Annotated in this window: 5 protein-coding genes and 2 pseudogenes; 4 read left to right on the top strand and 3 right to left on the bottom strand. The window is 38.0% G+C overall.

Annotated elements, in window-relative coordinates:
- The first annotated feature begins 120 nt into the window (after positions 1 to 120).
- The 4 genes and pseudogenes from ACFIK6_RS06800 to ACFIK6_RS06785 form a co-directional block, all read left to right on the top strand.
- Positions 121 to 864: a creatininase family protein gene (locus ACFIK6_RS06800; RefSeq protein ID WP_375642323.1), complete on the top strand. Its 744-nt coding sequence runs from the start codon at positions 121 to 123 to the stop codon at positions 862 to 864.
- 21 nt (positions 865 to 885) lie between these two features.
- A complete protein-coding gene (locus tag ACFIK6_RS06795; protein WP_375642322.1) occupies positions 886 to 1,914 on the top strand; it encodes a CobW family GTP-binding protein in 1,029 nt (342 codons plus the stop codon).
- Between the two features lie 10 nt (positions 1,915 to 1,924).
- Positions 1,925 to 2,896: a WD40 repeat domain-containing protein gene (locus ACFIK6_RS06790; protein ID WP_375677487.1), complete on the top strand. Its 972-nt coding sequence runs from the start codon at positions 1,925 to 1,927 to the stop codon at positions 2,894 to 2,896.
- 515 nt (positions 2,897 to 3,411) lie between these two features.
- Positions 3,412 to 4,231: pseudogene (locus tag ACFIK6_RS06785) on the top strand (autotransporter domain-containing protein); the annotation flags it as partial.
- Positions 4,232 to 5,133: 902 nt separating this feature from the next.
- Here the strand turns inward: ACFIK6_RS06785 and ACFIK6_RS06780 are convergent.
- The 3 genes and pseudogenes from ACFIK6_RS06780 to ACFIK6_RS06770 form a co-directional block, all read right to left on the bottom strand.
- Complete coding sequence (locus ACFIK6_RS06780; RefSeq protein ID WP_375642336.1) at positions 5,134 to 8,235, bottom strand: autotransporter outer membrane beta-barrel domain-containing protein; 3,102 nt, start codon at positions 8,233 to 8,235, stop codon at positions 5,134 to 5,136.
- A 133-nt stretch (positions 8,236 to 8,368) separates the two neighbouring features.
- Positions 8,369 to 9,094, bottom strand: a pseudogene (locus ACFIK6_RS06775) (autotransporter outer membrane beta-barrel domain-containing protein); the annotation flags it as partial.
- A 699-nt stretch (positions 9,095 to 9,793) separates the two neighbouring features.
- The gene (locus ACFIK6_RS06770; RefSeq protein WP_375642320.1) at positions 9,794 to 13,024 is read right to left on the bottom strand and encodes an autotransporter outer membrane beta-barrel domain-containing protein; all 3,231 of its coding nucleotides are present in this window, start codon (positions 13,022 to 13,024) and stop codon (positions 9,794 to 9,796) included.
- Positions 13,025 to 13,236 lie beyond the last annotated feature (212 nt).

The raw sequence follows: 13,236 nt of genomic DNA, 5'->3' as shown, positions 1-13,236 counted from the left end.
TTATGCATCCATATGTGATGTAAAAAGACGCCTATTTGCGTTTCTCTTATAGATAGATTAAATAGTGACAGCACCTTTGATCGCTTTGTCAGTGTTAACTTCTCTTTTGGGCAATAATTTATGGTATCTAACACGCCTTTTCTCGCTCTTTTACCTTTGGGCGCACACGAATATCACGGAGAGCACCTTCCCTTCGAAACCGACTGGATTATTGCTGAAGCTTTTGCAAAAACCCTCACTTTACAAACAAAAGAGCAGTTTCATATTGCACTTTTACCAGTTGAAAAGATTGGCTATTCAATAGAACATATGGATGTTACAGGCACACAAACCCTTACCTTTTCCGACGCTATCGAGCGATGGATAAAGATTGGTGAAAACTGTTATCACAAAGGGATCAACCGTCTTCTTCTTCTCAATGCTCACGGAGGCAATTCACCTTTAATGAGCATTGTTATCACCGAATTACGAAGGCGCCTTTCCATGCTCGCTGTAGCAACAAGCTGGAGCCGTTTTGGTTTGCCACAAGGTCTCATGGACCCGTCTCAGCAACATCTTGATATCCATGGAGGTTTTATCGAAACCTCTCTTATGCTCTATTTAGCACCAGAAAAAGTCCATATGGAAAAGGCAACAAATTTTCATAATAAACAGGCGGATATGATTGCCAATTATCGGTATTTACGCGCTTATGGTCCTCATGCCTTTGGCTGGACAATGCGAGATCTAAATACGCAAGGTGCGGCAGGAAACGCAAGCAAAGCAACACCACAAGCCGGTGAAGCAATCTTTTCTCATGTTCTGTCTCAGCTTCGTGATTTACTTGATGATATCAATCGATTTAACATAAACACATGGCAATAAAGAACAATAAAAGGTCTCTCCATGGAAACGACACAACCAAAAAAACTTCCCGTTACGGTTCTCACAGGCTATCTTGGTGCAGGAAAAACTACCCTTCTCAACCGCATTCTCAGTGAAAATCATGGCAAACGTTATGCCGTCATTGTCAATGAATTTGGTGAAATTGGTATTGATAATGACCTGATCATTGAATCAGATGAAGAAATTTATGAAATGAATAATGGCTGTGTTTGTTGCACCGTGCGTGGTGATCTCATTCGCATTCTGGAAAGTCTGATGCAACGTTCTCATCGATTTGATGCGATCATTATAGAAACAACAGGGCTTGCAGATCCCGTTCCCGTAGCACAGACCTTTTTCATGGATGATACGGTCCATGAAAAAACCGCTCTCGACAGTGTCATAGCGATCGTTGATGCAAAGCATTTGCCCTCTCAACTGAAAAAAAGCCGTGAAGTTGAAGAGCAAATTGCCTTCTCTGACATCGTTCTTTTAAACAAAATTGATCTTGTCAGCGAAGAAGAACGTGCACACGCGCAATCGCTCATTCTTGCAATTAATCCTCGCGCTATACTCTATACAACACAGCGCGCCAATATCCCTCTTGAGACACTCCTCAATCGTGGTTTCTTTGATCTCCAACGGACTCTCGATCATGAACCTCATTTTCTCGATCACGAACATACACACCAACATGCCCCCCATGTGTGTGGTCCCGATTGTAATCATGATCATCATCATGCATCCCCCATTCATGATATTACCATCACTTCTGTAAGTTTAAAAACAGGTGCTCTGCAACCAGAAAAGTTTTTCCCTTGGATCCAACAGATTACGCAGCAACAAGGGCCTGATATCTTGCGTCTCAAAGGCATTATCGCCTTTCAAAGAGATGATGATCGTTACGTCATTCAAGGGATACACATGCTTCTTGAGGGACAACATCAACGCCCATGGCGTGAAGGTGAAAAACGAGAAAGTCGCCTTGTTTTTATAGGACGCTCTCTTGATGCTGAAAAATTAAAAACAGGTTTTGAAAATTGCGCCTAAGTGAATGATAATGCCAAACATTACCCATTATGATCTCAAAAGTTATTGCCTTTCCTGCGGTTTTATAGACAATAAACCAGCTTTTGTTTCCGTAGAAGGTTTCATTGTTTTTTTAAATCCAACCCCACAAGTCTTTGAAGTTCACAAAGGAATAATTTCAAGTCATTTTTCCCATGACAATACCGCGATCATCACAGGTGGAGAAGATGGAAAAGTCTGTCAAACAACCGCAGCGGGACATACAGAAGTGCTAAACCAAAAAGAACGCAAATGGATAAACAACGTTGCTTTTGGTCCACAAAAAGCTTTTGCTTTTTCCTCCTCACGTTTTGCATTTGTGCATGTTGGAAAAGAACGACAAGAACTCACACATGAACGCAGTGTAGAAGGACTCGCTTTTGCCCCAAAAGGTTTACGACTTGCTGTTGCCCATTACAATGGTGTTACTCTTCATTGGTTATCAACGCAAATATCTCCCACCACATTGGTCTGGAAAGGAGCTCATTGTGGTGTCACCTTTTCACCAGACAACCGCTATGTCATTTCCACAATGCAAGAAAACGCCTTACACGGCTGGCGTCTCACTGATAATCAGCATCTCCGCATGAGTGGCTACCCAAGCAAAGTCAAAAGCTGGTCTTGGAGTGCAAAAGGAAAATGGCTAGCAACATCAGGTGCCTCTGCCGCAATTGTTTGGCCCTTTCATACAAAAGATGGCCCCATGGGAAAAACACCATTAGAACTGGGCACACGAGCAAATGCGCTTGTTAGCACCGTTTCATGCCACCCAAGAAAAGAAATTGTAGCAATAGGCTTCAACGATGGAATGATTTTAGCGGCATATTTTCACGATGGAAAAGAGGTTTTTCTAAAAGGTTATGGGAAAAGTGCTATCTCAGCACTCAACTGGGATCAAGCAGGGCAAAACCTCACCTTTGGTAGCGAAAATGGTGAATGTGGTATAATCAATATCACTGATTAAACTAAGCACCACCAAGCACAACCATCGCTGATAAAAATGCCTATACAATCCTCCAGAAATCCTAATTCCCCTTGCATCTTTAGAGCTCTCAGAAATCCTACCTCTCTAGTCTCCCCCCAAAGTCTCCTAAATCTTCATAATCATTAAATCTTTCCTCCCCCCTTCAGACAAGAAAATACCTTAAACATGTGTTTTAACCTTTTAACATTTCTACCCTTATACAAGAGTAAAAACATCACCCCTAAGACCGAAAACCCCATCTCCCTATACACACCTATATAGGCTACATACTTCCACAAAAATATTTTTCTTAAAAATTCGGAAAAAAATAGCTTATACCATCATTGAGACAACTATTTATTCCTACGATCAGAAGAATGGAATACAACACTATTTTCCTAAATAAATTTTTTTGATTTCCCCCTCTAAAGAGCAAAGTTTCCTACTAGCAGTCTTCTACACTTCAGTTTCTTGCCTAGAAAATTCCATTGAATAATCATTTCATGCAGTTTCTATCACCGCCCTCTGTTCCGGCATCTCCTTCATCTCCGGATTCTGGTCCTTCTGCTTCTGCCCCTATTGAACCAAAGCCTTCTGAGGCTTCTGACTCTTTAGATTCTTCGTCTCATCTTCCTATATCGCTTGATGTTCAGTCTAATCTTCCAATTAGAGCTGTGGTTCCGCAAGTGTCAACTTATCTTCTTTTGCCAAATGCTTTATTTCATGCTGGTTTAGTGGATATGATCACGCAAAATAAGACGTTAGAGACAATGCGGAATGCTTTTCATTCCTCTTGGAAAGATGATGAAAAGACGGTCTTTTTTCTGCATGCTTATGGTGGTAGCCATCATTATACTTCCAATTTATCTGCTTTTGAATATGGCTATGGCGCTGAGCTCGATTATAATGCATTCGAAGCAGGTGTTTTGTTAAAGGACGATTGAGAATTTATACAGTCGTACATTCTTTGGGGCTTTGGGGAACTATGGAAATCTTTCTCTAACCCCTCAGGATGTTAAACAAAGTAGAAAAAGCGCATTTGATAAATGGTCTGTTGCTGCCTATGGAAGTTTCCAGCATGATACGGGTTTTTATATAGACGGGGTGTTATCGTATGGACTTTTTAAGGGAGATGTTTTGACCCTAGCACGAGGCAAGGTTGTAGCGTTAAAGGGTAAACAGTTTAGTGGTTCTTTAACAAGTGGCAAAACGTTTGCAACAGGGTATAAAAGTGTTGTTTTTGATCCGCAGATTCAGATTGTTTATCAGCATCTTCAGTTTAATCCGGCATATGATGTTGATAATATTGATGTTGGTTTAGGAAAATTTCATCAATGATTTAGAGTGCTCATTCATCAGTCTACATATTGAATAAAAACTGAATATTATAAATTTCTTTCATTTCAAACCTGTTTATATTTCATCAATTAATTCCTTGTCCATCACAAACGAAGCTAGCATGTAAAGAAGGACTTTTGAAAAAAGTAGGATTGCTTCTTATGAACATTCTCGAGCGCTAAAATCTGTAAAGTATTGAATGCTGAAAAAAAAATGATGACATCCGTTTATTACAGTAATGAAAATAATACACTGTATCTTATCAAAATTTCTCTGGAACCTATCATATACAAAAAAACAACCGTAAAAACACGATAAGCATACTTTACTTTTTATTATAACTTGACTTCAAACTCCCTCTGTTTGTTCTAAAAACAATTATTTATCCAAAATTCTTAAGTAAATATCCTAAAAAAGGGAACAAATAGCATATTAAATGATATAAACGTGCATAAATTTCTAAAACAAAATTCAAAACAATGCATAAAGCTCATAAAGACTAAACCTGTTATCTATAAAAATTAATAAAGAAATAGACAAAAATAACTATCTCATCTTAAGAAAAATGCCTAAAATCAATCCTCATATACTTTATATTTAAAAAACAACCATCAATATCGTCTTTTCTGAAAGATTATGCCACAAGTATTCAGCATTCAAGCTTCTCACATTCACAATGAAATTTGTCCCCATATCATAACATCAAAAATTTTAGAAAAATTCCTCATCGCATAGAAGAAAGTATATAATGGGCATCCTCAATCATAAATCAAAGAAAGAATCTATTGTAATCTTTTATATCAAAAGTAACTATATTGATTGAAGCAAAACAAATTTTAATACATTGAAAGGCAGAAAAATCTTCTGCCTTTCATATAAAAATACATATTGTACCTATTTTAAAAAAGATGGCGCAATCCAGCAGAGAAACTCGCTCCAGAAAAACCAACTTTCTTAAATTTATGCTGATAAGTTACATCTCCATGAAGAGAAAGTTTTGAAGAAAGACGCGCATTAAAACCAAGACCTGCTTCTAAAGAAGAACCAAAAAAACCTAACTGAAAATCGTTTTTAAAAGAAACAAATTGCTTATCTTCAAAACTATGCAAATAAGAAAGCTTACTATAAAAAGAAACGACACGTCCCTCTTCAGAAACATTAAGTGTCTTGCTTAAACGCCCACCAACACGCCCCACCCATTGATGAAATTTTCCTAAATCAACATCAAGATTATCAACATCATATGCCGGATTAAACTGAAGATGTTGATAAACAATCTGAATCTGCGGATCAAAAACAACACCTTTATACCTTGTTGCAAACGTTTTGCCACTTGTTAAAGAACCACTAAACTGTTTTCCCTTTAACGCCACAACCTTGCCCCGTGCTAGGGTCAAAACATCTCCCTTAAAAAGTCCATACGATAATACCCCGTCTATATAAAAACCCGTGTCATGCTGTAAACTTCCATAAGCAGCAACAGACCATTTATCAAATGCGCTTTTTCTACTTTGTTCAACATCCTGAGGGGCTAGAGAAAGGTTTCCATAAGACCCCAAAGCCCCAAAGAATGTACGACTGTATAAATTCTCAATCTCGTTTAACAAAACACCTGCTTCGAATGCATTATAATCGAGCTCAGCGCCATAGCCATATTCAAAAGCAGATAAATTGGAAGTATAATGATGGCTACCACCATAAGCATGCAGAAAAAAGACCGTCTTTTCATCACTTTTCAAAGAACCTCTAGAAGAGCTTCGTATTGCCCTCAATTTTTTATTTTGAGAGGCAAGATCCATCAAGCCAGTATGGAATAAAGCATTTGGTAAGAGGAGATAAGTTGGCACTTGCGGAACCACAGCCCTCATTCCCAGTTCGGGCTGAATATCAGGCTTAACAGGAACAGGCGGAGTAGGAGAAGGTGTTGGTGTAACAGGCACAGAGGAAGAAGAGGAAGGATCTGTAGGTACAGGATCACTTGGCTCAGAGGGCGCTGACGGAGAAGGTGTTGGTGTAACAGGCACAGAGGAAGAAGAGGAAGGATCTGTAGGTACAGGATCACTTGGCTCAGAGGGCGCAGACGGAGAAGGTGTTGGTGTAATAGGTGTAGGTAATGGAGTGGGAACAGGGTCTGTAGGTATAGGATCTACCGGCGCAAAAGGTGAAGGTGGAATAGGTAAAATCGTAGAAGAATCTTGTTTAGGACTAATATAAATACCCTCGAGACGAAAATCCCAAAAATCCCGATCTCCTGCAACTAATCTATTCCTAGGATCAGCTTTTCCAAAAGAAGAACTTGGGCCATAAGCACGAAGACGATATTGATAAGGCAAACCATTTATTGCAGTATAATCGCCCATTAGTTTAAAAGAATCTTCACGCGCATATCCAGAAACTTGGATAAGTGAAATACTGTTTCTTCCTTCACCACTCGCTTCCTTTTCTGAAGTTTTGGAAAAATTTTCCATCACGAGCAGTGTAGTGCCGGAAACATCCCCATCGATCAAAATACGATCGGTTTTTTGAGAATCAAACAAACCATCATCATTCAAAAACGTACTGAGCTTAATCTGAACATTACCCTCCGCATTATATGCCTCCTTGTATCGTTTATTCCCGATACGCAATGTTTGATAACCGCTGGATACATCCCGATTGAAAATAAATGTACTATCAGAAAGACTCACAGATGAAAGTGATGAATCTGTAAAAAAAGAACCCTGCAAACCTTTGTATTTGCTTTTTGTGAGATACCAAGTCGAACCACGCGTTAAGACTAATCTAGCAGTAGAAGTATCTTCAACGTGCGCACCCCCTGTAAGGGAAGAAGCGCTTGCTTTAATAGATATAGAAGAGTTCTTTTCAGCTTTTAATAACAAATCACCAGAGATCTTTGTTGCTTCTGATAAATCAAGAGAAACACTAGCTCCATAACCGCCCTGCCCAGTAACATAAATAGCTGTACCATCTGGAACTGTGAAAATTGTCTTTTTTAAACGAACAGATGCGTTTCCCAGAGTGATTCTTGGCTCTTTTGAAACACCTTTTTGTCCATAATATTCGGCCACTGTGTTTGGATCTAATAGATTAAAATACAGACCATACCCCCCCTTTCCCTGCACAGAAATATTTGAGTTCTCAATCTCAATATTTGTCTTCTTTAAAATGTCTGATAGAGCATAATTTTGAATAGGCTGGCCTCTACTATTTACAAAAGCTGAAAAATTTTTAATCAAAAAGCCATGCATATCATTGAGTACAATAGAACTATTCCTCAATTGAACAGCACCACCTTGAAATATGTCAAAAGCCTCTGGTAATTTATCGACACTTTCATTATCAACTATAGCAGTGTATTTTTTTCCTTTTCCCTCAATCGTCATGGTATCGAGAAGATATCTCCCCCCAAACTTTGTTGAAAACGCGCCAATCTCATTAAAAGTAACAGTGCTACCTGACATCCTAACAAATGCATCAAGACCACTTACAATCCCTATACCATTCGCATTCAAATTGTCTGGTTTAATCTCAACATTGACACGAACTAAAGCAACATCCGTCTCTTTGCCTGATGCATAAATAGCGTGCGAAGTTCCCTCAATCTTCCCGTCATTCATCTGAATAACTCCATTTAGAACTCGAAGACCGGGGATATCCTTAAAATTTGAATCCGTTAGAATAAGCTTTCCGCTATCTTGTACGAATGCACCATATTGAGATATTTCATCTGGATTATCACCCGTAACAGTTATACGAGACGCATTAACAATTGTGCCTTGCTTTCCTACATATATAGCTGCAATAGGCGCAGCCTCCTGAGATTTTTTTAAGTAATAAACTTTATCTGTGAGAAAGTGTGTTTTTCTATCATCGCATTTATAAAATGGAGCCTCTGGATCACATAAACTTCCAGCAGCTTCAAAATGGGAAATTTGCAAAAAATAAAGAATAGCTGTTGTAAAAATGCATAAAAATGTATGATTATAAAATACATTTATCATCATTCTTCCTACCCCACATTTATTAACAAAGAAAAATCAAATAATGTATATTGTAAAATACATAATATAAAATAAATAGTTAATTTAATTATTAATATACTTATATATAAATTATTCTATACTTCATAGATAACTAAAAATGATAGTGTAAGCTACCAGAAAAACTTTCTCCAGAAAACCCTGCTTTGTCAGTCTATGCTGATAATTTATATCTCCACCCAGTGCAAATTTCTAAGATAATTTGGCATTAAATCCCATCCCAGCTTCTAAAGAAGAACCAAAAGCCCCTAATTGGAATTCATCTCCAAACTGTACACGTTGTTTTCCTCCAAAACTATTGGCAAGATGAAGCTTTCCATTGAAAGAAACAACAGGAGCCTCTTCAGAAGCAGCAAGCGTCTTTCTTAAAGAGCCGCCAACACGCATCACCCACAAATCAAATTTTCCTATTTCAATATCAAAACCATCAATATCAGACGCCTTATCAAACCACACCTTTTGATAAATAACCTAAACCTGCGGATCAAAAACAACCCCTTTATGCCCTGTCATAAATGACTTACCCGCAATCAATGAAGCACTCAAAGGTACTCCCTTTAATGTTGTTGTCTTGCTTCTTGCTTGCGTGAAAACATCTCCTTTAAATAAACCATAGAGAAAAAGGCCATCTATATAAAAGCCTGTATCATACTGCATGCTGCCATATTCTGTAATAGACCATTTATCAAATATACTTTTTTCTTTCTTTAACATCTTGAGATTGTAGAGAAATTTTTCCATCATTCCCCATTATTCCAAAGCTCAAAGTGTGATGTGTACCCTAAACCGCATTGAGCAGAACTCCTGCCTCTATACCATGAACAGCAGAAACCTGAATCTTACCTTCATTAAAGGAAAAAACCGCCCTGCTTCACACCAAAAACAGATTGAGATAACGTGGCATTTCTACCACTTTTCGTTTCGCCATTCCCTGTAATAGAACTCTTTTTAAAAGAAGTTTTATTGTCTTTTGACACAATCACTACTGATATCATCTTCTCAGATTTATTTAATTCTAAAATTCCACCAGTTCCTGAAACACCTTTTTCCTTGTACTTTTTTCAGGCTTAATAACTATGTTATGAGATTGTATTGTAAAAATAACATCTGTAGTGCTCCTATCCAATCCACTCAATTATATAACTTATCACAACTTCCAAAAGTACGAGCAACATCAACTGTATCATACGAATACGATTTAAAAAAAGAATTACATGAGGGTTTCTAATCTTCCGCACTCACATCTATATTGTGCACGAAGAAAAAAATAGAGCTCATAAGAGAACACACACATGGCGCTTTAATACTTTAATCATAATTTAGTCTAAACTTTCTTTATTTTCTCCTCATAAAAAACTGAAAAGACACATCTAGTTTATCTACTTATTATTCTTATTACGTATCGCCACATATGATTCGTTTTGTGTTATATGTAAAGTCAAAAATCAGAAAAATAACACAATAAAACCATGCTTTGTGCTCACGATTTTCACAAAGGATGTATTAAAGAAAGATACAATTAAAAGTGATAGCTTAATCCACCAGAAAAATGCGTTCCAGAAAAGCCGGTATTCGTAAATTTATGCTGATAAATCAGATCGCTATGAAAAATAATTTTTGGAGATAATTGCGAAAAAACACCAAATCCAGCTTCTAAAGAAGACCCAAAGGAACCAAGCTGGAAGGCATCTTTAAAATATACAAATTGTTTATCATCAAAACTACGAATGAAATGAAGCTTACCATAGAATGAAAGAACATGTGCATCTTTATCTTTAGTAAATGTAAGTGTCTTCGTTAAATACCCACCAATACGCATCCCCCAATGATCTGGGCTTCGCATATCGATATCAAAATTATCCATATCACGAGTCTTATGAAACTGGAGATTTTGATAAACAAACTGAACCTGTGGTTCAAAAATAAAATATCGGCTGCCTATCATAAACGTTTTACCAGCAGTTAAGGAAACACTTAGGGGCTTACCTCTCAATGCAGCCGTTTTACCTCGCTCAAGTGTGAGAACATTTCCATTAAACAAACCATAAGAAAAGAGACCATCCATATAAAGACCCGTATCATGCTGCATGCTTCCATATGCTGTGATTGTCCATTTATCAAATATACTTTCTTGGCTTTGTTTAACCTTTCGTGGCAGCAAAGAAAGCTTGCCATAATTTCCCATAATCCCAAAGGATGTCGTACTGTATGCACTTTCGATTTTCTTGAGTAAAATACTTGCCTCTAGTGCATTATAATCAAGCTCACCGCCATAATCACCATATTTAAGTGCAGATAAATTTGAAGTATAATAATGATGTCCACCGTAACCGCGCAAAAACACAGCGGAATTTTCATCATTTTTCAATAACCGACCAGAAACAGTTCGCAGCGCTTGCAACTGCTTGTTTTGATTACTGATATCCATCAATCCAGCATAAAATAAGGTATTTGGCACAAGAATATAAGTCAGAACCTGTGGAACAACGACTCTCACATTTGGCTCAAAATGAGAAGAAGGCTCAAAAACAGATGCCGGAACAGGTGAACCGGTTGCAACTGGGGCAACAACAGAAGGAGTGGGTAAAACATGCGGCGGAACAAGCGAACCAGATGCAACTGGGGCAACAACAGAAGGAGTGGGTGAAACATGCGGCGGAACAGGCAAACCAGATGCAACTGGGGTAACAACAGAAGGAGTGGGTAAAACAAGCGGCGGAACAGGCAAACCAGATGCAGGTGGTACAACCGGATTAGATTCAGAAATAGCAGGATCAACAGGTGCAAGAGAGGAAGGAGAATTGGGGATCTCAAGCACAACAACATCAGGTACATTGGGTGTGGTCGTAAGATGGAAATCCCTATCAGGAGAATCTACAGGAGAAGAAAGACTTGGCTCCTGAGGTTTTTGCTGAGAGTTAGAATCAATAGAACTATCCTCACCTCCAGTAATATTAGGATGAATTTTAGGAAAAGAAGGAATATCATCAGAAGAAGGAGGGACAACGACATCAAGAACAGGAAAAACTTTAGTAGAATCAACAAATTGACTTTCGAGGCGGAAATCCCAAAATGTTCCAGTATTTTTAAGCACTCTTTGATTGGAATCTGCCGCCCCTAAAGAAGAGCTTGGACCATAACTCTTAAGATGATACTGATAGGGAGAAGCTTCAAGTGTGACATACCCCCCATTTAACTGAAAAGAATCTTCAGCGGCTTTTCCATAAACCTGAATAATGGAAATCCCCTGATCGTTACCACCATCTCCCGTCAAAGCCCCTGGGCTTCCAGGAACACTATACACATGGACTGTCGTTTTTCCTTCAAGATCACCATTGATTAAAAGCCTATCCGTTTTTTGCTCTTGCAAAGCTCCCCCTTTATCCAAATATGCATTAAGATAAAGACGCGCATCGCCTTGTGTACGATAGACAGTCCCTGATCCTTTTCCGATAAGAAGTGCCTGATAACCATCTGTCGTTTTGGATTTTAGTTCTTCAAAAATAAGAGAACTATCCGTAAGACTGACTGATGAAATAAAGGAATAGTCCCCTAAATTAGAACCAGAAGCAGCAGAATTTTGCAATTTGTCAACTTTTGGTCGCGATAAAATCCACTTTGAACCATTTTTTAACTCTATCTTAGCTGTAGAACTGTCATCAACATGTGCGCCTCCTACAAGGGTAGAAGCATCGGCCTCAATCTTTACATTGGAGCGCTCAACAGCTTTCAAGAGCAAATCTCCAGAAACTTTTGAATTTTGTAAGAGTTTAATAGAACTTTCAAATTGGCGACTATAAATAGCCGTACTTTCTGGAGCCATAAAAGTTGTCTTTGTCAAATGGACAGCCCCTTTTCCAGGTATAATTGTTTTTTTATCATTTAAGACAGCTTCCCAAAAAAAGCGCATGCCATTAAATGCATTCCCTCTCACAAAAATATTGGAATATTTGATATGAGCAGCATTATTATTATTCCCCTGCAATACAATGCCATGAGCATGGTTAACATTAACGTTTCCCTTCTGGAAATTAAGAGAGCCTTCCCCCTGAAGCATACTAAAAGCAGAACTTTCACGATGATTATCTGTATTTGTCCCCTGTTTCCCCCTCCCAGTAATAGAAACACCCTCTAAATTAATTTCTCCTTCTCCTCCTGTTTGAACAGCAATACCATCAGCAAAGTTAATTTTACCTCCTTTCATATAAATTTTTGCACCATTATAACTCAAAAGACCTATCGCATCAGAGGATGTCTTAATCTCTGTCTTGGTCAAAGCAACAAACGCCCCTTTACCAGCAACACTGATCCCCATTCTGGTTGCTTTAATCACCCCATCCTGCATCTCAAAAGCTCCCTCATCATTAACATCGGCCCCTATCGACACGTCATTTAACATGGAATCAAATAGAGCAACGCCTCCCCCATTTGAGGACTTTACAGCTGTTGTCCAAGCGTTTGTTTCTGAAGGGCCATTTGCATTCGAAACACCATTAATAATTATAGCCTCTCCCTCAATGACTGTATCTTCCCCTGATGCCTCTATGGCAGCATCAGAACTTTCACCCATAAGTTGATAAGTTTTCTTGGAAATTTCATGCATTTTACCATCATTACAGCGATAAAATGAAGCACTTTCGTTACATGAATATAGCTTCTTCTCAGAAGAAATCTCACCTGCATCAGCATTATATACAATGAAAAAAATAACCGTTGTAAAACGACATAAAGAGAAATGATTTTTAAGCATAATTTTCTACAAACTTTCTTCCCCTTCTCTAAAAACACAAAACACGCGTTCTGTTTAATAATTTTAGCTACGCGTGATAATTTAAAATACGTTTTGTGTTTTATATATCCACTAAATGTTTTATGTAAAGCCAGAATACCAAAATATCACAATTTAAAATTGTATTATTTATAAAAACGCGTAAAAATATAGATAAAAATGAAAATTCCACC

Origin of the sequence: Bartonella sp. AS69XJJH (assembly GCF_042195585.1) — a bacterium.
GTDB lineage: Bacteria > Pseudomonadota > Alphaproteobacteria > Rhizobiales > Rhizobiaceae > Bartonella.
The sequence above is the reverse complement of the archived record's forward strand: the minus strand, read 5'-3'. Positions and strand labels throughout refer to the sequence as shown.